Origin of the sequence: Lentzea xerophila, from assembly GCF_051094245.1 — a bacterium.
Taxonomy (GTDB): Bacteria; Actinomycetota; Actinomycetes; order Mycobacteriales; family Pseudonocardiaceae; genus Lentzea; species Lentzea xerophila.
In genome coordinates this window covers 3,202,146-3,225,576 of record NZ_CP194934.1, presented here as the reverse complement: position 1 = coordinate 3,225,576, position 23,431 = coordinate 3,202,146, and the positions used below count along the sequence as shown (strand labels likewise).

Sequence of the window (23,431 nt, the reverse complement as noted above, 5' to 3'; positions counted from 1 at the left end):
ACGGTTCTGGCTCAGGCATTGAAGTACTGCGTCTCCGGGCAGCGCGCCGCGGCAGCCGAGTTCGAAGAACCGGTCGGCGACGACGACACGGTTCTTCAGGGCTGCCAACGCGTATCCCCACGGCAGTTCTCAGAAACCGGCGGCGTCGCGCAGGGCCTCCGCGCGGTCCGTCGACTCCCAGGGCAGGTCGACGTCGGTGCGGCCGAAGTGGCCGTACGCGGCGGTCGGGGCGTAGATCGGGCGCAGCAGGTCGAGGTCGCGGATGATCGCGGCCGGGCGGAGGTCGAAGACCTCAGTGATGGCCTGCTGGATCTTCTGCGGGTCGACCGTCTCGGTGCCGAACGTCTCGACGAACAGGCCCACCGGGGCGGCCTTGCCGATGGCGTAGGCGACCTGGACCTCGACGCGGGACGCGAGGCCCGCCGCGACGGTGTTCTTCGCGACCCAGCGCATGGCGTAGGCGGCGGAGCGGTCGACCTTCGACGGGTCCTTGCCGGAGAACGCGCCGCCGCCGTGGCGGGCCATGCCGCCGTAGGTGTCGACGATGATCTTGCGGCCGGTCAGGCCCGCGTCGCCCATCGGGCCGCCGACGACGAAGCGGCCGGTCGGGTTGGTCAGCAGGCGCATGTCGGTGGTGTCCAGCGACAGCTCGGCGAGCTCCGGCGCCACCACGTATTCACGCAGATCCACGCCGAGCAGCTTCTCCAGGTCGATGCCGTCGGCGTGCTGCGTGGAGATGACGACGGTGTCGAGACGCACGGGCTGGTCGCCCGCGTACTCGATGGTGACCTGCGTCTTGCCGTCCGGGCGCAGGTACGGGACGGTGCCGTCCTTACGGACCGCGCTCAGCCGCCGCGACAACCGGTGCGCCAGCGCGATCGGCAGCGGCATCAGCTCCGGCGTGTCAGTGCACGCATAACCGAACATCAGGCCCTGGTCGCCCGCGCCCTGCTTGTCGATCTCGTCCGCCGCGCCCTCGACACGCTCCTCGAACGCCGTGTCGACACCCTGCGCGATGTCCGGGGACTGCGCGCCGATCGCCACGTTCACACCGCACGAATGCCCGTCGAAGCCCTTCGCCGACGAGTCATAACCGATCTCCAGGATCTTCTCCCGGACGATCGTGGGAATGTCCGCGTAGGCCTCGGTCGTCACCTCACCGGCCACGTGCACCTGGCCGGTGGTGATGAGCGTCTCCACCGCCACCCGCGAGCGAGGGTCCTTGGCCAGCAAGGCATCCAGGATCGAGTCGCTGACCGCGTCACAGATCTTGTCCGGATGCCCCTCGGTCACCGACTCACTGGTGAACAGCCTGCTGTGCTCGCTCACGAACGCTCCTTCCGGTCCCACCGAACAGACGCCGAACAGTAGGGACGCCCTGCGACCGAGTGGTAGTCCACGTCCCAGACAGTGGAGCCGCGTGCGCTTCTCGAAGGAAGCCATGGCCCCGTTGAGTACCTCCACGGACTCCGGCGCCAGGTGCGCCGGGGCTTGTTCGAGCCCGTGGTCTTCATGAGGACGTCCTTCCTGGCACACCATGATCTCAGACGTCCGCCGAAACAGGTCAGGCGCTGTACCTGTGGCAGCTCGACAGCGCGTTCCACTCGTCGGGATGACATTCGCCGGCAAGGCAACGGTTTCTCTACCGTCATTTGAAACTTCTTCGAGGGCTCGCCGCCGTGCCGAATCCGGCGGCAACACCACCGCGCTCAAGTCTTCGGCATTCGTTGGCCTGGTGATCGCCAGAAGTAATGGGAGAGGAGGCCGATCATGAGTGAGCAAACGGCCACAATGACACAGCGGCCGGCACGCAGCCTGGATGGCTTTGTCGGCAAACGGTTCGAGTACATCTACGCGAACGGCTGGCGTTACGAGATGTACGTGAAGAACGCGACGACGATCGACTACCAGATCCACAGCGGCATGGTCGGCGGCCGCCGGGTCAAGGACCAGAAGGTCGACCTCGTCGTCCTCACCGAGGGCGTCTACAAGGTCTCCTGGACCGAGCCGACCGGCACGTCCGTCTGCGTCACCCTCGTGCCGGCCGAACGCGTCTCACACGGCGTGATCTTCTTCCCCCGCTGGGTCGAGGAACATCCCGAGCGCACCGTCGTGTTCCAGAACGACCACCTCGATCACATGCGCGCTTACCGAACGGCATTCGCACGGCCTCGCCGTGACCACCGTCGTGGCCGTCACCCCACCTGGTCACGAGGTGGGCGCAGGCTTCTCGCGCTCGGCGCGGGTGCGACCTTCGGCCGGTGCCGGAAGACCGTGAACTTCATGACTTCAGAAAGCTAAAGGACAACGCGCTCAGGGCATCAGCCTTCGTCCCATCGCATGGAACCGACCTGTTCCGCATGTCCCGCAGTGCCACGACCAACGCCGAATCGCCAGGGAGTCCACAGAGGACCGTCACTCACCCAGCCGCTCGGCTCGCATACCCCTGCTTCGGCGCGAACTGGAACATGCGCAGCTCGCGCGACGCCATCTCGGCGATCTTGCGGACCTTCGGAGCGATGGCGTCCGACATCAGCCGGCCGTTCGGTCCCACCACGGAAATCGCTCCCATCAACCTGCGTCCTGGCCCCCACACCGGCGCGGCGACCCCGGAAATACCGGAGGACCATTCGCCGCGGTCGAACGCGAGGTGGTACCTGCGGACCATCGCGAGCTCCTCACGGAGCCGGTCGGCCGACGTGATCGTCGCGGGCGTGTAGGCCTGCAGGCGATCGGGAAGGTCGTCGTCCTGCTCGGGGGAGGCGGCCAGCAGGATCTTGCCCGCCGCGGTGCAGTGCAACGGGAGAGCGCTGCGGAACTGAGTCACCAGTCCGACCGACCTGCGGCCGTGCACGCGCTCCACCACCCGTGCGATGTCGCCGCATCGCACCGTGAGGTGCACGGCCTCGCGGGTGGCGTCGTACAGGTCCGTCAGAGCCGGCAGCAGGACTTCCCGCATACCGCAGGAGAAACCGCTCGGCACCGCGGCCGACAGCTCGGTCACCTCGGAGCTGAGCGCGTAGCGGCCGTCGGTCATCTCGACGAGACCCGCCGACTTCAGGAACCCGATCATCCGATGCGCGGTCGACTTCGGCAGTTGGGTGTGGCGCATCAGTTCGGCCAGCGACACCGCGCCTTCGGTCGCACCGAAGGCCTTCAGTATCGACAGCACCTTCGCGGCCGCTCCCCTCCCGTCTCGCGAGTCGTCCTCACCCTCGACGGTCTGCAGGCAGACAGACCGCGACTGCCCTCTCGGAAGCTGCTCGAACATACAGAAACTCTCCTTCAGCTCCACCGTCAGATCTGCGGCCGAGCGTAGGGAGGCCGCCACGGTCTGTGACTGCGGAACTCCACAGCCGCGGACCGGCTCCGCAGTCAGGACAGCGTTGCCGCAGGTCCGCCTACCAATGCGGTCGTCGCTGACGACCGGATTCACCCGAACGAGTGACGGCAACACTGACATCACATCGAGCGCGTCCCGTGACCACGAAAACCGAACTGTCAGGCGATAGTGGCGGTCACATCCAGCTTCTTCAGCTCCGGCAGCACCTCGGTGGCGTCGCCCCGAGCTCGGCCGCGATCACCTGGGAGTCCGGCGACATCGCGACGCAGAAGATCCGGTCGGAGAACGACCGCGGCGGCCTCGGCCTGACGCCGGATGTGCCTGGTACAGGCTGATTCCCGGACCAGGCGTTCCGCGCCGATTCCGGTGAACAGGAAAGCACCGGGCCTGGCGTCGGCGTGCCCTGGTAGGGCCCTGGAAACGGCCGGTGGTCGTGCAGCGCGCGCAACCCGTCCGACAACTGGTTCCTCCCGGTCACGACCAGTGGCGCTCGGTGCCCGGCCGCGGTGCCGTTCGAGCCAAGCTGCTCCGCGACGTCCTGCGGCTGAAGAAGACCATCGGCACGCACGCATCCACTGACACGACCTGCTTGCGCACCAACCGCCTTTTCGTCAGCGCCGGAGAAGAGCAGTGGAACCGCGATGTCCGACACGGGCTTGCCGGCGAAGCTTCACACGGTGGCTACGCCAAACGCACGGCCGCGGCTCACGGGCTGGAACGGCTGTGTCAGATCGGCTGCGTCCGGCTTTCCCGTTCACCATCGGCGAGCATCGACCGCATCAGGCTCGTCCGTGCGAATCCGTTGCGGCAGCCGATTTCCGGCTCCCAGGCGCTGGTATGGTCCGCCGCGTGAGCGGTCCAGCTGATCACGTCGACAGCAAGGGTGCTGGCATGAGCGACGGCAGCCGGTGGTTCCGGCGCTACCGGCCGGCACCCGCAGCGGAGAGCACGCTGGTCTGCTTCCCGCACGCCGGCGGCTCCGCCAGCTACTTCCTTCCGGTCGCCCGTGCGCTCGCCGGCGAGCTGGACGTGATCGCCGTCCAGTATCCGGGGCGGTCCTACCGTCGCTCCGAACCGTGTTTCGTCACCATCGACGCGCTCGCCGACGCGGTGGCCGACGAGCTGGCGGGCATGACGGACCGGCCGGTTACGTTGTTCGGGCACAGCATGGGCGCTCTGGTCGCCTTCGAAGTCGCGCGACGGTGGGAAGCGGACGGCCGCACGCCCTTGTCGCTCCTCGTTTCCGGCCGGCGTGCCCCGTCCGTGCGCAGAGAGCGGGACGTGCGGCTGGACACCGCCGGCGATGCCATCGCCGAGCTGACACGACTCGGCGGCACCGAACAGACACTGGTCGAGGACGACGCGTTCGTCTCGCAGACGGTCCTTCCGGTGCTCCGCGCCGACTACGAAGCCGTACGGAGCTATGAGACCGGAACGCGAGCCGAGGCGCTGACCGCGCCGATCCTAGCCTATGTCGGGGATGACGATCCCGAAGTCGAGCAGAAGGAAGCCCTTGCGTGGCAACGGCACACCACCGGCGGGTTCGAGCTGCGGACCTATCAGGGCGGCCACTTCTACCCCGTTACCGAGGGAAGCGACGTGCTGACGGTCATTCGCGACGCGGTGGCGCGGTGCCCGGTCAGCCGGTGAGGCGTGGGCTGACCTCGACGGTAAGCCGGGTGTACCTGCGGGTCACCGCACGAGCCTGCCGCTGAGGCTCACCGGTTTCCGCCATCGCGTCCACCCGCAAAGCCAGCTGCCGGAACGCGATCTCGCTCGTCACCAGCGCCAGTTCCGCGCCGGCGCAACGATGCGCGCCCAGTCCGAACGACAGCACGTCGCGTGGTTCCGACTCCGGCTTCAGGAACCGGTCCGCCACGAAAACGTCCGGATCGGTGAACCTCGCCGGATCCCGTCCGAGCGCGCCGAAGGACACGAGCACCACGCTGTCACGGGGAACCGGTACGCCGGCGAGTTCGGTGTCCTGCGCCGCAACCCTGACGCCGTACTGGATCGGTGGATCGTGCCGCAGTGTCTCCAGGACAAAGGATCGCAGCAGCTCGTCGTCCTGGCGCAGACGCGGCAGCAGGTCGTTGCTGGCCGCGAGCCGGCGCACACCGCTGCCCAGCAGTGATCCGGTGGTCACCGTGCCCGCGCCGAGCAGGAACACCAGGTTGCTGACGAGGTCGCCGGCGTCGACCTCGCCATGTCCCATGAGCGCACGGACGAGCGGAGCTTGTCCATCGGCCATGCCGAGGATGTGGCCGACGAGTTGTGTCGCCGCCTCGTCGGCCTGCGCGAGCGCCTTGTCCGGCGGATGCAGTTCGTTGCGTTCCAGGAAGCTGTCGATCCAGTCCGCCACGACTTCGTCGTCGTTGCGCCGCAGGCCGAGCAGCTCGCCCATCACGGCGTTGGGAATGGTCGTGAACGACCGCGTGACGTCCACCACGCCGTGGCCCTCACCGAACGACGCCGTGCCGTTCTCGGCGTACCGCGTGATCATCGGACGCATCCGCTGAACCTCGACGGGAGCGAAGAACCGCGAGAGCAGCCGCCGGGCGGGCTGGTTGTCGGGCGCGTTACGGAAGAGCACGCTGCGGTAGAGGAGATCGGTCGACGGGAACGTGTGCCAGGCCGGCCACAGCCGGTCGGCGCAGTGGCGGTCGGGAACCGGGAACAGCCGGGGATTCACCAGGACGTCCGCGCACTCCTGGTAACCCGTGACGAGCAGGCGCTGACTGGTGATCGGCAGCACCGGCCAGTGCGCCATCAGGTCGCCATAGTACGGGTAGGGATCGACGCGTCCCGCCGGTGACAGCAGTCCCAGCAGCAGATCGTGCGGACCGGTCATGCGGCGCCGTCCCGCCCGCTCAGCACAAGCCCGGACAGCGTCACGAGCGGACTGCCGTCGTCGGCACAGGCCCCGGCTTCGGCGATGCCATCCTCATGGGTCACGTGCAGACGGATTCCGTTCTTCAGTTCGGACAGCGCGAGATCGTTGTGTCCGCTGTGCAGCCGCACTTCCGCGATCGAGTGGGGCGTGGCGTAACGGTGCGGAATGCCGGTGGCGCAGGCGGTCTGCAACAGCGCGTCGATGAGCAGCCACGGGATCCGGTGCGTGGAGAAGAACTCCTGGTCCGGCAGCGACGGCTCCCAGCGGGCCGAGGTGGTGCCTTCGGTGAAGCGGAGATCGCGGACCTGGTCGAACAGGCCCGACATGGACATCGTCGCCGGTGCGCGCCGGACGTGAAGTTCGCGTGGCCGGGCGACCGCGGTGCCGCCGTCACCGACCGGGACCGTCGCCTCGACGTGGCTGACGCGGCGGTGGTGGCCGCCGAGGTGCGACCGGACGGCGACGCGCACCGTGCCGTTGTCCGGGCCGCACGGCACGAACGACGCTGCGACGGTGTACTCGGCCAGGTGCGGATCGACGGCCACGGGAGCGTCGAACCGGATGTCCTGGAACCGGTCCACGACAGCGCCACCGGTGAGGTGGTCGGTGACGTGCGCCGCGAGTTCCAGCACCAGCGCGCCCGGTACGAGCGCTCGTGACTGGCGTACGTGCCCCCGCAGGTGTTCGTGCCGGGAGAGGTCCATTCGCCAGACGGTGTCGTGCTCGTGGGTGCGAGGAGGGCTGTTCAGGTAGGGCGACCGGGTGCCGTCGTCCAGCAGGCCGGGGAACCGCGTCGTCGCCAGTTGCCGTTCGGCGTCACCCAGCAGAACCGGGGACGGGTGCTGCTCAAGGTGGTGTGGCGACACCAACGCGGTGAACAGCCGCTGCCCCTCCGCGTCGCTGAGAAGGCCGAGCTGTCCGGTTTTCGCCGTGTAGTCGGTGAAACCGGTGCGCGGGCCGATTCCGGATTCGCCCCACAGGCTCCATCCGATGGCGCACTCGGTGCGCTCGGGACGGTCGTGCTCGTAGCGGGCGGCGGCGTTGAGCACGTCGTTGGCGGGGCCGTAGTCGATCTCACCGGGCAGGCCGAACGCGCCGGCGACCGAGCTGAAATGGCACCACACCAACGGAGCGGGATCGCGAAACGCCGTCCTGAGGTTGTGGTAGCCCACGAGCTTGGTGTCGCGCACCCGCCGGAACGTCGCGAGGTCCTTGGCCCGCAGACGGCGGGCGCCGCTGATTCCCGCGCCGTTCACCAGCAGGTCGATGCGCGGTGTGGCCGCGGCGATCGTCGCGGCGGCCCGCCGGACCGCGGCCGCGTCCGTCACGTCGCAGCCGAGGTAGTGCACCCGGTCCGCCCCGATCCGCTCGCGCAGAACCTCAATGGTGGCAAGCGATTCCCGCGATCTGCGGCCCCGGTCGTAGGTCACCCGCAAAGCACTCACGGGGATGCCGGGGTCCTCGTCACGTTTCCGGCGCACGTAGTCGGCGCCGCTCAGGTCGCCGATCTCCGCCGCCTGCGCGGCCATCGCGTCCGGTTCGGTGCTGCCGAGCAACCACAGCTCCGACGGCGGAGGGTTCATCCCTTCCACGCACCGCGCGGTGATGCCTCGCGCGCCGCCGACAGCGACCACGACCCCTCCAGCCGCTACCGGCTCACCATCGGAGGATGCCGGCTCACCGAGCGGCAGAAGCCGTTCCTCCCAGCGACCGGCTCCCGTGCGGTAGTAGGCGATCGGCAATCCCCTGGCGCAGCCGGACTCCGTGCGGAGCCGAGCCAACGCGGCAGGTGTGTCCTCGTCGGTGACCACGGCATGCACGTGCGTCTCGGGCAACTCCCACGCGACCGATTTCGCCAGTCCGGTCAGCAATGCGCCGTGCGGGTGCGGTGTTCCGCCGTCGAACCGGTCGAGCACGAGGATCGTCACCGACGAGTCCTCGTGGGCCGACCCGGCCAGCTGTTTCAACGCGACGAAGGCCGTCTCCTGCAGGGCGAGCAGACTCGGCCTGGGTGGGGCGGGCCACGCGGCACGACGCAGAGACGTGATCACGCACAGGTGGCCGTTGACCGGTCCCGCTCCGGCGACGAGGGCGGTCAGCTCTTCCTCGGGCGAGTTCGCCGCCGCCGGCACGAGCACGACCGCCACCTCGTGCTCCGCAGCGGCGCGTACCTCATCGGCGATTCCGGCGTCGTCGGTGAGCACCAGCGCGCCGGGTGGAAGCGGCTCGCGTTCAGGGAACCGGGGCACAGCGGGACGCGGCACCAGGCGGAGCGCGTACGGCCGCACCGTCCCCTCTGAGGACGTCATGACGGCGGGAGCACTTCGACGGTCGGCCCCGACATCGTCGAGAACCGTTGGGGGAACGCGTCCTGCACGACGCACCGCACGATGTCGAGCACGCCGTCCGCGGCCAGGTAGCGGGTGTCGTCGAGGCGTGGCGGCGCGGCCGCCGGCGCCAAGCCGGTCCGGATCCGCGCGAGCACCTCCCATCCCTGTGCCGCAGCGGTTTCGGGGCGGGCGAGCGCGACCGCGAACGCGCCTTCGGCGATGCTCTCCTCTCCGATCCCGAGCGAGCGCGCCGCATCCTCCGGTGCGGCCGCGTTCCACGCCATCACCAGTGCGAGGTCGATGTCGCCACGGCGCAGGTAACAACCGGCGGTGTGCACGGCGGCAAGCCCGGACGTCTCGCCGGTGTCGACCATCATCGTCGGTCCGCGGAGGTTCCTCCGGTTGCTGACCCAGCCGAGCGCGGTGGACGACATGCGCCCGACGAGGCTGTACGGGCCGATGGGCGGGACGCGCTGGCGCAGCTCTTCCAGGTAGCCCTCGGCGGCTGCCTTCTCCTCGCCGTCGAGCCCTTCCGCGAGCCCGTCGCCCAGGCACAGCGTGGTCGACTCGACGGCCGACCTGGTGAGACCGTACTGCGCGCCGAAGACACCCGTGCGTTCCTCGACACCTTCCCAGAAGGGCGTGCCGCCTGCCGGACCGGCCAGTCTGCCCGCCAGCTCGGCGGTGAGCAGCTGGCTCATGTCCAGCTGACCCGCGAGCTTGGGCGCGATCAGCGAGGCCGCGAACGGTGGCAGCGGGTAGGGGTGCTCGAAGCGGCCGGCGCTCGCGGGCGCGTCGCCCTGGAACAACCGGTCCGCGACCACCTCGTCGTCCGGTCTTCCCGGCAGCAACGCGCTCCAACGCACGAGCACCAGCTCGTCACTGAGCTCGGGCGGGCCGGACCGCACGTCACTCACCTGGCCGTGAGGCGAGCGCAGCAGCTGGTACCCGTTGATGCCGCCGAGCCCGCAGGCGAAGACCCCGGCGAACGACTCCTCTTGTGACAGCGGCACCGGTGCCGCCGGAACCCGGAGGGACAGCGAGCCGGCGTACTCCGGCAACGCCGTGTGGTTCGGCTGCCGTGGCACCGTCGACCGGTACAGGCCGACCGCGGCCTGGATGAGCGAGATGACCCCGCAGGCCATGCCCGTGTGCCCGAGCATCCCCTTGTTGCCCGTCACCCACGGCCGACCGCCTGCGTGCGCGGCCGCGATGGACCGCAACTCCGTCGCATCCCCCGCCAGCGTCGCCGTTCCGTGCCCGATCACCCATGAGACCTCGGCGCCCGTGATCCGGTTGACCTCGCGCGCCCGCTCCATCGCGCGGGTCTGGCCTTCCTGGCTCGGCGCGAAGATCGCCTTGCTCTTGCCGTCACTGGCCGCGCCGAACCCGGCGAGGACGGCGAGCACCTCGTCGCCGTCCCGCAGTGCGTCGCTCAACCGCTTGAGCACCACGAGACCGACGCCCTCGGAGAACACCGTGCCGTCCGCCTCCGCGTCGAAGGCACGCAGCTGTCCCGAGTGCGACAGGGTGCCCATCTCGGCGAAGTACACCTGCCGCAACGGTCCGTGCGAGCTCACACCACCGCAGAACGCGACGTCCACCGCACCGTCCAGAAGGTGCCTGACCCCCAGGTCCACCGAGTACAGCGCTGATGGGCAGATGTTGTTGGAGATCAGAATCCGGGTGTCCGGTGGGAGAAGTCCCTCGATGGCGCGGGCGGTTTGACTGTGCGGAAGGTATTCGGCGTGTGCGCGCGATGCGCTGGGATCCGATTTCGCGAGCGTCCGCCGGATGGCGTCGCGGCGTTGCGCACGTCCGTTTTCCGGCAGCCGCAACGCTGTCTCGGCCGCGAGCGTGTCCGCGGCCAGCGCCAGGTCGATCTCGTAGCTCGTGTCGGTGGAGGCGGAGAGGAACAGGCCGGTGCGTCCCGCCGGAGCCGTTGTGGTGGCAAGGCACTGTTGCAGCGCCCGTCGCAGCCAGGCGACCTGGAGATCACCGCTGTCGTCGGCCGGGTCGGGCACCTCCCCGTACCGGAGTTCGTAGGGCCGGCCGGTCTGGCTGTGCGTCAGCTTCGACAACGACTCGTGGCCGCGGAAGCGGTCGGATCGGCCGAACACGAGCGGGCCGTCCTGCGCCCGCTCCCACAACTCCCCGACATCGTCGCAACCCGGAGTCACAACGCCGGCGGCGACGAGGCAAACCTGGTCGGTGGTCATCAAGCTCAACCCTGTTCCGTCGCGCCCGCGTCCTTGAGCAACTGGGCGACCGAGCGGACGGTGATGGTGGCGGGCGACTCGACGCGGCCGAGATCCACCGCCCACCGCTCGCCGGCCTTGGTCAGCACGAGACGGTGCTGAAGCGAGTCCAGTCCGAACTCCGCCTCCAGATCGATGTCCGGGCTCACCATCTCCTCAGGAATCTCGAGTGCGGTGGCGTAGGTCTCCCGCAGGTAATTGATCATGTTGTCTTCCGCGTTGGTCACTACACGCTCCTGGTGAGGTTGGCGTTCATCTGTTCGGCATCGGCTTCGGTCAGGCGTTTACGGAACGGCGCGCGCACCCGCGTCCGATCGCCGAGGGTCTCGGCGACCAGCCGGGTCAGCGTGTCCTTCAGCCCGCACTCCACGAACTCGCTGACGCCCTCCGCTCGCAACTCGATGACCGCGCGGCGGAAGTCCAGTGGCCGCACCATCTGGAGTGCGGCGAGCAGGACCAGATCGTCGTCGGGTCCCAGCGCGCGACCGAGCACCGGCGACCAGACCGCCGTCGTCAGCGGCCGTGCCGGAATGTCTCGCACGGACTGGAGGTAGCGCTCGAACGCGGGTCCGAGTGCGGCGTGGTGCTGGGCATAGGGACCGGCCCGCAGCGGTGTCACGTTGATGGCGTGCGCACGGGCGAGGTCGGCGAGCCGTTCAAGCTCTTCGGCGGGACCCGAGAGCACTACCTGCCCAGGACTGTTCACCGCGGCTACCGCGATGTCCTTAGCCTGTCCGGCGAACCGCACCGCCTCGTCCGGCGGCAGCCCGAACGCCGCGGTGGCGGCGTCGGCGCTCGCGAACGCCTGCAGCGCACGGGCGCGTTCGCACAGCAGGAGCGCGCCGTCTTCGACGGTGAAACCCTCCGCGGCGACCATGGCGGTGATCTCGCCCAGGCTGTGTCCGAGCAGGACGTCAGGCCGGAGCCCGAACTCCTCCAGGAGAACGCGGTAGCAGCTCAGCTGCGCATGGTAGGTCTGCAGCTCGATCAGCGGGCTCCACACCGTGAGGTCGGGTTCACCCAGGACGGAAGGCCATCCGTGGTCCGCGGTGACGGCGTCGATGCGGCCCGCCAGATCGGCGGCGGCTCGTCGTCCCGCCGGGTAGTGAACGAACGGATCGGCGTACAGAGTTCCGGTGCCAGGAAAGCAGAAAGCTGTTCTCACGGCGACTCCGTCAGGCCGTGCTCTCGTTGTCGCACAGGCCCGCCGGTTTCCCGGCCCGTGAACAGCAGGTCGCCGTCACCGTCCACAAAGGACCTTCTCGACCTCCGGACGACCTCGTCGGATGACGTGACGCCGGCCGGAAGGCCGCCCGGCAGGGCAACACGACGTTTCGGCGGCATACGGCGCTCCACTCTGTTCCGTCCGGCCTGTCAGCCCGTGGCGAGGACCTTGATCGCCAACGGACACCAGCGATGCTAGGAGCCGGACCCCGGTTGTCGGGCCGTCCCGTCCCAGCCGTCGGAACGCGTCTTTCCGCCGTCGCGCAACACGTTTGAAGTGGATCGATTCGTTTTGGCCAGGACGGCCCACCCTCTGGGCCGATGACCCACGCCAGGCAGGGCTTTGCACACCGGCACCGTGCAGCCGATCAGCGGACGGCTCTCACGAGTCCGTCCGCTGTCGCACGCACGTCCTGCGGTCGATCACTCGTCCGAGTAGGCCGACAGACCGGGACGGTAGGTCTTGTCGTCCAGGAACTGCGACATGCCCTTCTGCCGGCCCCGCTCCGAGTCGAGGAACTGCGACTGCTCGACCTTGGCGTAGAGGTAGTCCTCGGCCTGCTCCCACGGCATGTGCTGAGCCAGCTTGTAGCCGACCTTGGCGGCATGCATCACGACCGGGTTCATCGACGCCAGCTTGAGCGCCAGCTCGCGCGTCCGTTCGCGCAGGCGAGCCGCCGGGACCGCCTCGTTGACCAGCCGCATCTCGGCCGCGCGGCGGCCGTTGAACGGTTCACCGGTCATGATGAAGTACAGCGCGTCGCGCTGCGAGACGGTGGCAGCAAGCGCACGGGACACCACGCCGCCGGGCGGGATGCCCCAGTTGATCTCGGACAGGCCGAACACCGCTTCCTCGTCGGAGATCGCGAGGTCACAGGCCACGAGCGGAGTGAACGCGCCGCCGAAGCACCAGCCGTTCACCATCGCGACGGTCGGCTTGGACCAGTTGGCCAGGCGCTTCCACTGCCACTCGGCGTTGGCGCGGCGGACGCGGATCTGCAGTGCCCTGTCACCGGTCTCGTCGACCTCGCGGAAGTACTCCTTGAGGTCCATGCCCGCGGAGAACGAGTCGCCGGCGCCGGTGAGCACCAGGACCTTGCAGCGCGGGTCGCCTTCGAGCGCGTCGAGGGTGCGGACCATCTCGTCGTTGAGCGTCGGGCTCATCGCGTTGCGCTTCTCCGGGCGGTTGAGCGTGACCCACGCGATGCCTTCGTCGAACTCGACGAGAACGGTGTCGCCCCAGGGCGTCATCGCGTCGTCGCGGGTGCGGCTCGGTGCGGACATCGTGGTTCTTCCCTTCAGAACGGCCAACCGCGGAGGGTGATCCTGCGGGCCTTGGTGAACTGCTTCGAGCTCGGCGCGTGCCGGCCGCATCGACGGCAGCAGCTCGTCGGCTCCGATGCGATCGCCGGCCGCACTCCCCTGCCGAACCCGTGAGCCGTACTCGCGCGCATCAGCCAGTCAGTGACCTTGTAGGTGTACGCGGTCGGCGCGGCTGACTCCACTCCTTCGTCCTGTGGCGTACCAGTAGGGCGGCGTCAGGCCTACAGAAGACCACGCTATGCTTGCGAAAGACAACGGAATCCTGAGATTATTGGCCCAAAGTGACCGAGCGCATTCGCTCCGCCACCAAGCAGTGGAGCGCTCCAGCGACCGCTACGCGCCGTGACGCCGCCTGGCCGGGCACGATGCCCGCCTCCAGCTGCGGCCAGGAGATCGCGGCGGGGCCGCTTACCGCGACCGTTCACGGCATTGAACCCACCGAGACCTCGAGAAGGCACCGTTGAGCGATCCCGACGTGAAACGCAGGCGGCGCAGGCATTCCCGGCCGTCGATCGACGATGGCGCGCCGTCGTTGCTGTACACGGTCAAGCAGGTCGAGCTGGCCATCCGGCACCATCTGGACGAGTTGCTCAAGCCCGCCGGGCTGACCGCACTGCAGTACACCGTGCTGACAGTGCTCGATCGCCGCGACGAGCTGACCCTGACCGAGCTCGCGCACAACTCGTTCGTCAAGGCGCAGTCGATGGCGGACATCCTGCGCCCACTCCACCAACGCGAGCTCATCGTTCGCAGCCCCGACCCGCACCACGGACGACGGCAGCTGATCAGCCTCGCGCCCGCCGGACGCCAGCTGGTCCGCGATCACCACGAACCAGTGCGGGAACTCGAGGACCGCATGGTCGCGGAGCTGTCCGAAGGCGACGTTCAGATGCTGCGCGGCATGTTGGCGCGCTGCCGCACAGCACTGGCCTGACGCCGACGAGACCGCGGCCGCGCGGACGCGGCATGCACGGACGGCGCATCGCATCACCACTGCGGCGAAGCGGCTCACCTGCCACCTTCGGGTGAGACGGGACTATGCCGGTTGCCAACTATTACGAATCCAGACTAGTGTCACTTCCAGACTAGAACGGGAGTGAGACGTGGCGGACAGCGGTCCTTCGCATGGCTGGCTTCGAGGCACGCTGGAGCTCGTCGTCAGCGCCGTGCTGGCCGAAGACGATCTGCACGGCTACGGGCTCATCCAGCGCATCGCGGAAGCAGGGCTGGGCACAGTACGAGGCAGCGTGCTGTACCCCGTTCTCGGCCGCATGGAGAACGAAGGCCTCATCGAGGCGCAGTGGGCCGCTGGTCAGGGTGGCCCTGGGCGGAAGGTGTACCGGCTCACCGAGGCAGGTCACTCGCGGCTGCGCGGCGAGGCCGCCGGGTGGGCGCAGTTCGCGTCCTCGATGAGTGCACTGCTCACGCGTGTGGAAGGAACGGGAAAATGATCACTGGTGAAGGTCTCTGGCTCGACCGGGTCCGGTTCCGGCTGGCCGGGGCGGGCGCGTCGAAGGACCTGATCGACGCGGTCGCGGCCGAGGTGGCCGAGCATTGCGCGATGAGCGGCGAACGCCCCGAGGCGGCGTTCGGCGACCCTGACGAGTACGCACGGGTGGTCCTGCGGGAACGAGTACCTCTGGAGGTCCGGGCCGATCTCGACCGGTTCGGCATGTCCGGTGCCGAGCGTCGATCCGAGGTCGTCGCTCAGTTCGGACTGCTGGTGCTCGTCGCGGGCATGTCCGCCTGGATCGGTGTCGGCCTCCTGCTGCCGGTGACGGTGGCGGGGGCGACCGGCACGCTCCTCCTGGCCGTCGGCGTGATCATCGCCTTGTGTGCCGTGCACGTGATGAAGGCCGAAGGCCACCGGCCGTCCGTCATCGCGAGGTCGTGGTACCTCGCGCTGGCGATGGGAGCGGGCGCGGCGGCGGCCTTCCTGGTTCTGCCCGACGCACGGCTGACCGTCGTTCAGGCACCGCTGATCGCCGTACTGGGAGCCGCGGTTCTGGGATGGGCTTTGATTCGCAAACCCACGCCCAAGGCCCCGCCGGTGCCCGCCGACGGCGACGAGTGGCTGAGCCGGCTGCACTCGCTGCTGGTCGGGCGCTACCGAATGCCGGTCGCACAGGCGAAGGACGTCGTGGCGGAGCTCCGCTCCCACCTCGGCGCCACTGGCGGATCGCCGCTCGAGGAGTTCGGCACCGCCGACCAGTACGCCGCGACGGTGGCGGAAGGCATGCCGGACAAGCGGCGCTGGATCTGATCAGCGTCCCCGGCCGTGGCGGCCGGCCAACCGACTCGGGCGCTGTCGCCGGCCGGACCGTCCGAACTCTTCTCGACGGACGCGGTCCGCGGCTTTTGAGACCCAGCCGCGTCCGTGCGTGACCGCGTGCTGAGCGTGCGGCTTCAAGCGAGCGATGTCGAAGCAGTTTTCCAGTGACGTTTCAGAAAAGACCGTTCTGGCTAGTTTGTCCGGTACTATCCGCAGCCCGCCGAGGCGAGGAGACCCAACATGCCCGACGCCGTCAATCCACTGGCCGACTCGAGTGTTCGTGAGATGCGCGCGGCGTTGTCGGCCGCCAGAGCCGCCGACGCCCCGCTGACCCCGACCGGGGTACCTGGGATGGCCTTCGTGGCCCGCGGCGAGCATGTGCGCGAGGCGTTGCGTGCGACGGACCTGAGCTGTCGAAGCAACTTCCTGATGGCAGAAGGCGACGGCGACCCGACACCGCTGCTGATCATCCAGAGCGACCCGCCCCGGCACACCGCGTTGCGGAACCTGTTACGTCCGGCGTTCCAACGGGCCGCGATGACCGACGCCGCGCCGTGGATCACCGAGATCGTCGACGACCTGCTGGACGCCCTGCCGGATGGCGGACCGGCCGACCTGATGAGTGAGCTGGCCGAACCGCTCACCTCCGCGGTCATCGCCCGGCTCATCGGCGTGCCCGGCGCCGACGCCGACCGGCTGGCCGAGCTGTCCGGCCGGATCGCGGCCATGGTGCCGGCGAACATCTTCGTCACCGGCGAGTGGGCGGAGCTGGAGGGTTACTTCCAGGCCAGGGCCGAGGAACGCCGGGCAATGGCCCGGCAGCCGGACGACGTGCTCACCCGGCTGGTCACGGCGACGATGGACGGCATGCCGATGTCCGCCAAGGAGGTGGCCTTTCACGCCTGGCAGTTGTTCGTGGCCGGGGTGGAGAGCACGGCCTACACGATCGGATGGACAGTCCACCACCTGCTGGCCGACCGCGACCGCTGGGAAGCGCTGCGGGCCGACCGCTCGCTGCTGCCCCTGGCCCGCGAGGAGGGCCTGCGGCACTGCACCGCGATCCGCTGGGTCATGCGCACCGCCACAAAGGACGGAAACCTCGGCGGCGCCGAGATCCCGGCCGGCGAACGGGTGCTGATCGGCCTGGAGTCGGCGAACCTGGACGAGACCGAGTTCGGCCCGGACGCCGCCGAGTTCAACCTCCGCCGCGAGTCCGCGCGCCGCCATGTCGCCTTCGGTCACGGCATCCACCTGTGCCTGGGCGCCGAGCTGTCCCGCATCGAGATCACCACGACCCTGGACCGCCTCCTGGAACGCATGCCCCACCTGCGGCTGGCCGATCCCGAAGCACAGCACGAACTGCGCAGTCCGATCTTCCGCGGGATGGCTCGCGTCGACGTGTTGTGGTGACCGCACTCGGGAACCAGGCCGCAGGATCACCTGTCCGGCCACGCGACACGCGCCGCACTATCAGGCCGAGAGCGTCATCGCCGCGATCGCACTCCGGCAGCGACGCGGAAGTCCCGGGCCGACGCTGATCACCTTACGAGAGTGTCCGCGGGAGCGGATCGACGACGGAGGGGCACGATGTTGCCGCGCTTCCGGGCCAGCGACAGGAACGCGACAGTCACCACCACGCCCGCCAGCACCGAGGACGCGCTGGCCTCCGGGCCGAAGTCGCCGCCGCTCAGCAGAACCGGACCGGACGTCACGCTGTCCAGCAGGCCCTGCGGAGCGTCCTGTCCGGACACACTGGTGCTGAAAATGCCGCCCTGAGCGAAGTTCCAGCCGAAGTGCACGCCGATCGGCACGCACAGGTTGCGCGTGGCAGCGTAGACGGCGGCCAGCATGAAGCCCGCCTCGATCGCGATGGCGACCGCGCTCCACACCGTGGCGTTCGCGTTGAGCAAGTGCGCGGCACCGAACAACACTCCGGTGAGCGCAAGCGAAATCCACGTACCGATCCGTTGCTCGACGATGCGGAACAAGATGCCGCGGAAGAGCAACTCCTCCACCACGACGGCGGCGGCCATGAAGCCCACCAACGCCACCGCACCGGTCACCGACCCCAACCCACGCACCTCGTAACCGCCGACGAACGCGATGTTCACGATGACGGCGGCGAACATTCCCACGCCGATCAGCAGCCCCCGCCCGAACGCGGGAACCGCTCCGCGCAGGGCGACCTCGTCCGGCGCCCGCCCGGAGGAGGTGCACTCCGCGATCCTGTTCCGCCACAACCCAGAATCAGATGCCGGCTGAGTCGTGCCACCCAGGACCCGCCGAACAGGTTGTCTCGAGCTAGGAACCGGCAGCGGCCCGCATGGCGTGCACGACCGCGTCAGCCTCCGCGACGCTCTGCCTGCCGAGGCCGCACGCGGCGGCGACAGCGACGGCCCTGCGGCCCGCGGCCCGTTCGAACAGCTCGAGTGCGGTGGTCGTGTCCTGCTGGCCCGCTGCGGCGACACCCGCGACCAGCTCCGTCCACCCCTCGTCCAGACCGCTGAGCGGCTGGTAGAAGTCTGGTCGCAGCGGCGCGGCCTCGGCGCCGTAGGCGCACGGCACGTGCACCATCGGCCGGGTGAGCCCGAGCTTGTCGAGGCGGGCGCCCAAGCCGTTGAGCAGGCGCACCAGCGGGCTGAGATCCTTCGGGTGGAGCAACGCCTTGTGGGCGTAGTCGCCGTAGCACAGGTGCAGCGTGGCGTGAGCACCGAGTGCGGCCATCCGCGCGAACATCGAGGCGAGGTGCAGCGACAGCAAAGGCACCATGGCCGCCTGCAGGCCCGGCACCGTGGCCGCCTTGACCATTGCGAGCGTGCACAACGGAGTTTCGATCTGCCAGGTCAGCAGGTCGCGGTGAGCGGCGGTGAGCGGCTCGATCTCCTGAGACACCGCCTGCTCGTACACCGGAAGGTGGCGCAGGGCCCGCATCAGCGGCAGCGGGTGACGCAATGCTTTGCCCCAGGGCAGTCCAGGGGCGACGGCGAGTCCGCCCGCCTCCACGAACAGTGCGAGGTCAAGCGGCGCGGGTTGGGAGATCTGCAACCTCACGCCCGCGAGCTGCGAGTGCTCCCGCTGGAGTTCCCGGTAAGCCTCGACGACCTCGTTGATGCGCGCGGTGCGGCCCATGGCGACATGGTCGGGTTTCAGTTCGACGCCGCGCCGAACCCGATAGGCGCGGAGGTCGTCGTAGTCGTCGGCTTCGTACTCTCCCGACAGCACGACTTCGAAAGCCTCGCGCTGGTCCGCGCGGCTACGCAGGTAGTCCACGATCCAGTCCGGGTCCAGATCCCTCGGCACCGCGGTGATCCCATTGTCCCGCGCCCGCTCCACCGGCCACAGCAGGGCGTCGCTGTCGGTCCGCGAGACCTCGAGAGGGATCGAGCCAACGAAATGGAGCTTGCGGTCCACGGAATGACTCCCTCAGATCGGTTCTTGACGAACCTAGCAGTCATCCCAGTGACCCCGCGCACTCCAGACCAACCCTTGGCACGACTTGTTCGACCACCAGTTCGGGCCCTGCCGAGCGTCCGAGGGTCCGAGCTCGCAGTCACAGGCCAGGTCGTTCCCACGGCCGGCGATGTTCTCCGCGAAGGCCGGCGATCGGAGGGCATGGACCGATCGCCGCGGTGCGGTCCCCCGGACCCCGACCGGGATCCGGGAACACCGCGGCACCGCCAACCTCCTGGTGCGCTACCTCAACCGAGGCCGGAACCCAGTCACGGCGCCAGTCAGGAGCGCGGCGGCAAACCGGTCCGTCAGGACCAGAGATCACCCTTCTGCCGACGCGGCCACGACCCGGACGCCACGGCCTTCTCCTCCGACTCGTTCTGCGCGGTCAGCACCACCGGCTCGTCCGGCGGAGAACCGGTCTTCTGCGAGTTCCGGCGCCACTTCATCGCCGGCTCTTCGACGAACTTCCAGCTCAGGTACGCGGCCACGACGGTCAGCACCGCGGCGACCGGCCCGGCGAAGCCGCCGAGTTCCGGCCTCAGCCACAGCGTCAGCGGGTAGTTCCACAGGTAGGCGCCGTAGGACAGGGTGCCGAGGGCGGCGAGAGCGCGGGAGAACCGGTCGAGCTGGTTCCACCGCGACCAGGACAGCAGCAGCACGCCCGTGGCGCAGGCGATCGCGGGACCTGCGACGAGGTACGTCAACGCATGGCCCCGCAACGGCACGACGGAGAGCACGACGAGCACGACCAGTGCCACCGGCACGGACCACCGCGGCACGTTCTTCCCGCGCAGGCGGACGGTCGCGCCGATGACGAAGCAGACGAACCACGAGGTCGGCAGGGCGTAGGCGTTGTCGGCATGCGGCCAGAGCCAGACCAGCGTCGCCACGCACGCGGCCATCGCCCCCAGTCCCGTCACCAGCAACGCGGCACCGACGCGGCCGCGCACCCACGTGAAGGCCAGCAGTGCGGGCCACAGCAGGTAGAACTGCTCCTCGGTGGCGAGTGTCCACCCGTGGAACGCCGCCGGGCTGATCTCGGCGATCGGGAGATTGCCGGTGAACGTCAGGAGCACCGCCACCGTGGCGGGCAGAAGCGCGAGCTCGTCCAGCGGGTCGAACGCTACGGTCACCACCGCGAAGACGAGGACCAGCACCACGAGTGCGGGCAGCAGCCTGCGGACTCGCCGTGCGTAGAAACGCCGGAAGTTGACGCGCCCCTTGGTCTGGAGCTCCTTCTGCAGGACACCGGTGATCAGGTAGCCACTCAGCGTGAAGAACACGACCACGCCCGTGACTCCGGCACCGGGAAACGCGTCGGGCCAGGCATGGCGCAGCATCACCAGCAGAATGGCGATGCCGCGCAGAACGTCCAGACCGGCGATACGTCCGCTCATCGCTCCCTCACAGCGCGGATCATGCGGTCCAGCAGGTCCGCGTAGGAGATGCCCATCGCCGCGAACATCTTCGGCACCTGGGACTCCGAGGTCATTCCCGGCATCGTGTTGACCTCGTTGAGCACCGGGCCCTTCTCGGTGAGGAAGAAGTCGACCCTGGCGACACCACGGCACCCCAGCGCTTCGTACACCCGCAGAGCGGCTTCGCTCAGCGCCTTGCGCTCCACGTCGTCCAGCTGCGCGGGGATCACGAAGCGCGCGCCTCCGTCGTACTTGGCCGCGGTGTCGAAAAACCCGTCCGCCACCAGGATTTCCAGCGGCGGTCCGACCAGCGGGCCGTCGTCCGGGTCGTCCAGGACCGCGACGTCCACCTCCCTGCCGACGAGCACCTCCTCGATCAGGACCCGCTCGTCGAACTCGAGTGCCGCGCGCACCGCCGGTTCCAACTCGTCCGCGGTCCGCACCAGCTGAACGCCGAAGCTGGATCCCGCGGCGATCGGCTTGACCACGACCGGGCCGGTGAACTCCACAGTGGACCTGGAGGTGACCACCCTGCCCCGCGCGGTGTTCACGCCGACCGCCTCGGCGATGAGCTTGGTGGCGTGCTTGTCCATGCCGATCGCGCCCGCACGCAACGGTGAGCCCACGTAAGGAATCCCCGCGAGATCACACAGCGCCGCGAGTGTCCCGTCCTCTCCCATGGGACCGTGCACCATCGGCAGCACGACGTCGCAGCCGGCCAGCACCTCGAGCGCGGCGGCCAGACTGCTCGCCTCGGTGTCGCCGAGACGCCGGTTGTCCGGTCCGCTCCAGACTCCGTCGCGTCCGATCGTCACTTCGACGGCCTCGTACTTGGCAGGGTCCAGAGCCGCGCGCGCCGCGGCCGCGGACGCCAGTGACACGTCGTGCTCGCAGTTCCGGCCGCCACCGATCACCGCGACCTTCGTCACCTGACCACCCTGCGCACCCGCGGACCGATCCCGGTCATGATCTCGTGCGGAATGGTTCCTGCCCATTGAGCCCAGTCCTCCACCGTCGGTTCACCGTTGTCGCCTGGTCCGAACACAGTCGCCTGTGCGCCCGGCACCAGTGGGTCGTCACCCATGTCCACCACGATCTGGTCCATGGACACCAGGCCCACCACCGGTCGTCTCCGTCCAGCCAGCCAGACCTCGGCTCGTCCGGAGGCGAGCCGGGGCACCCCGTCCGCGTATCCGAGCGGCACCAGCGCCAAGGTGGTCGAGCGGCTCGTGACGTAGGTATGTCCGTAGCCCACGCCGGTCCCCTTGCGCACCCGCCGCACCTGCACCACCGGCGCGGTGAGCGTCAGTCCGCCACGCAGGTTCGTGGTGCCGGACGGGTCGATTCCCACCAGACCGGCGCCGATCCGCACCATATCCATGTGCGTGCGCCGGTCGGTCAGTGTGGCGCTGGTGGATGCCAAGTGGCGGAAGGCAGGTCGCAGGCCGGATTGCCGCGCCATCTGCACCCCGCGTTCGAACGCACGCAGACCAGCCGAGTGTGAGTCGGTCATCGGCAGATGTCCCATCACGCCGACCACCTTCACCCTTTTCGCGACCTCTGCCCTTTTCGCCGCACTCATCAGCGCGAACCACTCCTCGGGCGCGGCGCCGTCCCGCGCCATCCCGGTGTCGAGCTGGAGGTGGATCCGGATGGGCGGCCCGGCGGACTCCTCGATCGCCGCCAGGTGGTGGACACTCGGCACGCTGAGGTCGATGTCGTACCGCCGCACGGCGAGCGTGTCCACGTCCACCGGGTTCAGCCAGCTCAGCACGGGCGCCCTGACGCCGGCGCCGCGCACCTCGACGGCCTCCTCGATCGAGGTGACCCCGATCCACGTCGCACCGCTGGCGAGCGCGGTCGTCGCGAGGGCGGGCAATCCGTGCCCGAATCCGCTCGCCTTGACGACGGCCATCACCGCTGCCGGGGTCGCCTCGACGAAATGGCGCGTGTTGGCCGCCACCGCGGTGAGGTCGACGTGCAGCACCGGTCCCGCGTGCGTCTGCTGGACGTCGACTGCGAGGGAGCTCACGAGACCGCCGCTGCGACCGGTCCGTACAGGGCATGAGCGGCACCCGTCTGCAACGCCCAGTACCGGTCGCCGTAGGACCAATGCCACCACTCGGTCGGATAGTTGACCAGTCCGGCGGATTCCAGCGCCTCGGCCAGGATCGTCCTGTTGCGACGAGCCACCGGATCCACCTCGGCATCGAGCCAGCAAGCGCCACCGCTCTGCTCGGGTGTGGCGTCCACCACCGTACCCATCCACAGTTCCACGCGATCGCGGTCGACCAGCGTGAGGTCGACCGCCGCACCGGCAACGTGCGGGGCGACCGCGATCGGGGCGACGAACCGGCTCGACAGGCGAGCGAGCTCATGAGCGTCCGCGTGCGGATGGAACTCCCGCAGCTCGGCCGTGTAGCGCTCGATGATCGCAAGCTGGCTCGCGGCCTGCCGATAACCCTCGACCACCAGGAAGTCGACTCCGGCGGGAAGGTTCGCCCTCGCCCGACGCAGGCGGTCGGCCAGCCCGGCGCGGACCAGCACAGAGGGGGCGAAGTCGAGCGACACCAAGGGTTCGCCGTTGTCAAGCACCGGCATCTCGTGCACTTCCGGGTCTGCTAACAGGATCGGCTCACCGTTCCGCGTTGTGCGCGGCGTGCTCATGTTCAAACCCGCACTCCTTTCTGTGTGCTGAGAGAGGACAGATGCGCCGCGACAACGATCCGTCAACCGCGACCCCTTGGAAGGCCGCCTGACACACTAAGCCGGTCCGCCGGCGGACGGACCAGCGGCCCGGCCGTATCCCGAGCGCTTCGGCCTGCCACCGGCTGTCGCATGTGGAACGTCGTCGCGACGAGAACGGGATTCCGGAAGCCGGCGGGCACGCATCACGATCAGCCTTCGAACCTGCGCG

Annotated in this window: 22 protein-coding genes; 8 read left to right on the top strand and 14 right to left on the bottom strand. The window is 69.0% G+C overall.

Features of this window, described 5'->3' with window-relative positions:
- Positions 1–129: 129 nt before the first annotated feature.
- The gene (metK, locus tag ACRSBM_RS15610; RefSeq protein ID WP_434444106.1) at positions 130–1,329 is read right to left on the bottom strand and encodes a methionine adenosyltransferase; all 1,200 of its coding nucleotides are present in this window, start codon (positions 1,327–1,329) and stop codon (positions 130–132) included.
- Between the two features lie 441 nt (positions 1,330–1,770).
- Between metK and ACRSBM_RS15605 the strand changes: the two genes are divergently transcribed.
- Positions 1,771–2,301: a phenolic acid decarboxylase gene (locus ACRSBM_RS15605; protein ID WP_434444105.1), complete on the top strand. Its 531-nt coding sequence runs from the start codon at positions 1,771–1,773 to the stop codon at positions 2,299–2,301.
- 118 nt (positions 2,302–2,419) lie between these two features.
- Here the strand turns inward: ACRSBM_RS15605 and ACRSBM_RS15600 are convergent, their stop codons facing one another.
- Positions 2,420–3,271 carry an IclR family transcriptional regulator gene (locus ACRSBM_RS15600; RefSeq protein ID WP_434444104.1) on the bottom strand — a complete coding sequence of 284 codons (852 nt, stop codon included), beginning with the start codon at positions 3,269–3,271 and terminating at the stop codon, positions 2,420–2,422.
- Between the two features lie 209 nt (positions 3,272–3,480).
- On the opposite strand from ACRSBM_RS15600, the gene ACRSBM_RS15595 reads away from it, so the two are divergent.
- The 3 genes from ACRSBM_RS15595 to ACRSBM_RS15585 all read left to right on the top strand — a co-directional run bounded on the left by ACRSBM_RS15595 (position 3,481) and on the right by ACRSBM_RS15585 (position 4,993).
- Positions 3,481–3,678, top strand: coding sequence for a hypothetical protein (locus ACRSBM_RS15595; protein ID WP_434444103.1), 198 nt, complete (start codon positions 3,481–3,483; stop codon positions 3,676–3,678).
- Positions 3,679–3,770: 92 nt separating this feature from the next.
- Positions 3,771–4,196, top strand: coding sequence for a hypothetical protein (locus ACRSBM_RS15590; RefSeq protein WP_434444102.1), 426 nt, complete (start codon positions 3,771–3,773; stop codon positions 4,194–4,196).
- Positions 4,197–4,234: 38 nt separating this feature from the next.
- Positions 4,235–4,993: a thioesterase II family protein gene (locus ACRSBM_RS15585; RefSeq protein WP_434444101.1), complete on the top strand. Its 759-nt coding sequence runs from the start codon at positions 4,235–4,237 to the stop codon at positions 4,991–4,993.
- On the opposite strand, the gene ACRSBM_RS15580 is transcribed toward ACRSBM_RS15585, so the two are convergent.
- From ACRSBM_RS15580 to ACRSBM_RS15555, 6 genes are all read right to left on the bottom strand, one after another.
- Entirely contained in the window at positions 4,983–6,194 is a 1,212-nt protein-coding gene (locus tag ACRSBM_RS15580; RefSeq protein ID WP_434444100.1) for a cytochrome P450, read from the bottom strand. The two genes, ACRSBM_RS15585 and ACRSBM_RS15580, sit on opposite strands and share 11 nt — an antisense overlap.
- On the bottom strand, positions 6,191–8,545 hold the full coding sequence (locus tag ACRSBM_RS15575) for an SDR family NAD(P)-dependent oxidoreductase (protein WP_434444099.1): 2,355 nt from the start codon (positions 8,543–8,545) through the stop codon (positions 6,191–6,193). Before ACRSBM_RS15575 ends, ACRSBM_RS15580 begins: the two co-directional genes overlap by 4 nt.
- The gene (locus ACRSBM_RS15570; protein WP_434444098.1) at positions 8,542–10,785 is read right to left on the bottom strand and encodes a beta-ketoacyl synthase N-terminal-like domain-containing protein; all 2,244 of its coding nucleotides are present in this window, start codon (positions 10,783–10,785) and stop codon (positions 8,542–8,544) included. Before ACRSBM_RS15570 ends, ACRSBM_RS15575 begins: the two co-directional genes overlap by 4 nt.
- A gap of 5 nt (positions 10,786–10,790) precedes the next feature.
- The gene (locus ACRSBM_RS15565) at positions 10,791–11,051 is read right to left on the bottom strand and encodes a phosphopantetheine-binding protein (RefSeq protein ID WP_434444097.1); all 261 of its coding nucleotides are present in this window, start codon (positions 11,049–11,051) and stop codon (positions 10,791–10,793) included.
- A complete protein-coding gene (locus ACRSBM_RS15560; RefSeq protein WP_434444096.1) occupies positions 11,051–11,989 on the bottom strand; it encodes an ACP S-malonyltransferase in 939 nt (312 codons plus the stop codon). The genes ACRSBM_RS15565 and ACRSBM_RS15560 overlap by 1 nt, the downstream gene beginning before the upstream one ends.
- A 482-nt stretch (positions 11,990–12,471) precedes the next feature.
- Positions 12,472–13,332 carry a p-hydroxycinnamoyl CoA hydratase/lyase gene (locus tag ACRSBM_RS15555; protein ID WP_434444095.1) on the bottom strand — a complete coding sequence of 287 codons (861 nt, stop codon included), beginning with the start codon at positions 13,330–13,332 and terminating at the stop codon, positions 12,472–12,474.
- A 499-nt stretch (positions 13,333–13,831) separates the two neighbouring features.
- Here ACRSBM_RS15555 and ACRSBM_RS15550 point away from each other — a divergent pair, with 499 nt between their 5' ends.
- The 4 genes from ACRSBM_RS15550 to ACRSBM_RS15535 all read left to right on the top strand — a co-directional run bounded on the left by ACRSBM_RS15550 (position 13,832) and on the right by ACRSBM_RS15535 (position 17,053).
- Complete coding sequence (locus ACRSBM_RS15550) at positions 13,832–14,305, top strand: MarR family winged helix-turn-helix transcriptional regulator (protein ID WP_434444094.1); 474 nt, start codon at positions 13,832–13,834, stop codon at positions 14,303–14,305.
- Positions 14,306–14,474: 169 nt separating this feature from the next.
- Entirely contained in the window at positions 14,475–14,822 is a 348-nt protein-coding gene (locus tag ACRSBM_RS15545; RefSeq protein WP_434444093.1) for a PadR family transcriptional regulator, read from the top strand.
- A complete protein-coding gene (locus ACRSBM_RS15540; protein ID WP_434444092.1) occupies positions 14,819–15,634 on the top strand; it encodes a hypothetical protein in 816 nt (271 codons plus the stop codon). Before ACRSBM_RS15545 ends, ACRSBM_RS15540 begins: the two co-directional genes overlap by 4 nt.
- Positions 15,635–15,883: 249 nt before the next feature.
- On the top strand, positions 15,884–17,053 hold the full coding sequence (locus ACRSBM_RS15535) for a cytochrome P450 (protein ID WP_434444091.1): 1,170 nt from the start codon (positions 15,884–15,886) through the stop codon (positions 17,051–17,053).
- Between the two features lie 128 nt (positions 17,054–17,181).
- Here ACRSBM_RS15535 and ACRSBM_RS15530 read toward each other — a convergent pair whose 3' ends face one another.
- The 6 genes from ACRSBM_RS15530 to ACRSBM_RS15505 all read right to left on the bottom strand — a co-directional run bounded on the left by ACRSBM_RS15530 (position 17,182) and on the right by ACRSBM_RS15505 (position 23,115).
- The gene (locus tag ACRSBM_RS15530) at positions 17,182–17,883 is read right to left on the bottom strand and encodes a lysostaphin resistance A-like protein (RefSeq protein ID WP_434444090.1); all 702 of its coding nucleotides are present in this window, start codon (positions 17,881–17,883) and stop codon (positions 17,182–17,184) included.
- Positions 17,884–17,944: 61 nt separating this feature from the next.
- Positions 17,945–19,054, bottom strand: coding sequence for a hypothetical protein (locus ACRSBM_RS15525; RefSeq protein ID WP_434444089.1), 1,110 nt, complete (start codon positions 19,052–19,054; stop codon positions 17,945–17,947).
- A 347-nt stretch (positions 19,055–19,401) separates the two neighbouring features.
- The gene (locus tag ACRSBM_RS15520; protein ID WP_434444088.1) at positions 19,402–20,493 is read right to left on the bottom strand and encodes an acyltransferase family protein; all 1,092 of its coding nucleotides are present in this window, start codon (positions 20,491–20,493) and stop codon (positions 19,402–19,404) included.
- Positions 20,490–21,443: a D-alanine--D-alanine ligase family protein gene (locus tag ACRSBM_RS15515; protein WP_434444087.1), complete on the bottom strand. Its 954-nt coding sequence runs from the start codon at positions 21,441–21,443 to the stop codon at positions 20,490–20,492. The genes ACRSBM_RS15520 and ACRSBM_RS15515 overlap by 4 nt, the downstream gene beginning before the upstream one ends.
- Positions 21,440–22,546, bottom strand: coding sequence for an alanine racemase (gene alr / locus ACRSBM_RS15510; RefSeq protein WP_434444086.1), 1,107 nt, complete (start codon positions 22,544–22,546; stop codon positions 21,440–21,442). Before alr ends, ACRSBM_RS15515 begins: the two co-directional genes overlap by 4 nt.
- On the bottom strand, positions 22,543–23,115 hold the full coding sequence (locus ACRSBM_RS15505) for a M15 family metallopeptidase (RefSeq protein ID WP_434444085.1): 573 nt from the start codon (positions 23,113–23,115) through the stop codon (positions 22,543–22,545). Before ACRSBM_RS15505 ends, alr begins: the two co-directional genes overlap by 4 nt.
- Positions 23,116–23,431 lie beyond the last annotated feature (316 nt).